This is a genomic window from Methylocapsa palsarum, from assembly GCF_900114285.1.
GTDB classification, from domain to species: domain Bacteria; phylum Pseudomonadota; class Alphaproteobacteria; order Rhizobiales; family Beijerinckiaceae; genus Methylocapsa; species Methylocapsa palsarum.
The window spans coordinates 1-1,179 of record NZ_FOSN01000071.1 but is presented as its reverse complement, the minus strand read 5'-3'; the positions used below and the strand labels follow the sequence as shown (position 1 = coordinate 1,179).

The 1,179-nt window shown below is 60.2% G+C and carries 2 protein-coding genes; one reads left to right on the top strand and one right to left on the bottom strand.

The features are described from left to right. Positions 1 to 128 precede the first annotated feature (128 nt). Complete coding sequence (locus BM177_RS19325; RefSeq protein WP_091686931.1) at positions 129 to 857, bottom strand: glutathione S-transferase; 729 nt, start codon at positions 855 to 857, stop codon at positions 129 to 131. Between BM177_RS19325 and BM177_RS21255 the strand changes: the two genes are divergently transcribed. Next, complete coding sequence (locus tag BM177_RS21255; RefSeq protein ID WP_139223767.1) at positions 758 to 1,009, top strand: GNAT family N-acetyltransferase; 252 nt, start codon at positions 758 to 760, stop codon at positions 1,007 to 1,009. The genes BM177_RS19325 and BM177_RS21255 overlap by 100 nt on opposite strands. Positions 1,010 to 1,179 lie beyond the last annotated feature (170 nt).

The following is a 1,179-nucleotide window of genomic DNA, read 5'->3' as shown; positions in this document are numbered from 1 at the left end:
CCCGAGCCGAACGGCACGGTCCGACGTTCAAGCGGAAGTTGGTTCTCGTCCTTTGCATCGGGCCGGAAAGCCGTTAACTGATAACGACTGAAAGCTCGACCTGATAACGACTGAAAGCTCGGAGCAAGCTACACATCCAGCTCCGGGTAATGCCGGAACACACCGTCCGTGTTGAACGCCTGCCGGCGGTCGCTTTCGATATAGGCTTTTATGCGCGGCTGCTCGGCTATCCTCTGGCGCAGGGCGGCGACCAGCGGCGTCTTGGCCAGCGTCCGCGCCAGCTGCTTCGGAAATGCATAGGCGAGCCCCTCCACCGCCTGGAACAGTGAAAGGTCGGCATAGGTCAGCGCGCCGCCGACGAGAAACTCGGGCCCGGCCGGGTTGCGGGCCAATATCGTCTCCAGCCAGCCGATGAAACGCGGAATGCGATGCCCCCGAAAATGTTCGGTGCGCCGCCGCGCCTCGTCTTTCTGCTCGTGATACCAGAAATTGCCGCCAAGAGGATGATGCGCGTCATGCGCCTCGCCGACGAGATCGGCGATGGTGAGCTGGATCTGATGCGTCCAGAGACGTTCGACTGGATCGGCCGGCGCAAGGCAATGACGGTCACCAAGATAAAGCAGGATCGCCGAGGTCTGGCCGATGACGACGTCGCCATCCTTAAGGACGGGCGCGGCGAACGGCGGATGCACAAGGTTCTCGCCCGCCATAAACGCCATCAGCGTCGGCGCGCCTTCCCGCATGGTTTTGAAATTCCGTGAGATATCGACATAGGCGGCGCCGGCTTGCTCCAGCGCCAGGCGGACGAACTCGCCGCGCCCCGGAATGCCGGTCCAGTAATAGAGCTCGTACGCCATTTGATCCTTGCTACCTTTCGGACCTGGCCGTGGAAGCCATCTACCAGCGTCAAGGCATTGGTAAAAGATTGGTCGATGAGATGCGCATGAGGGCGGGCGAATGTGCCACCTTCATTCTCGAAGCAGCTCCCGCCGTCGAGTCTTACTATTAAAATATCGGTATGAAACGTTTGGCAAATTACTGCGCAATTCTGAGATCCCTGCAAGCGCCAACGGCGCTCTTGAATCAAGACTCGCCGAGCGCCGGCGGGAGACTCCTGCTCGTGGAGACCTCAGACCGCGTCGGTTAGTGAAGGAAGCCCACATTCGTGATTTCTGGCCG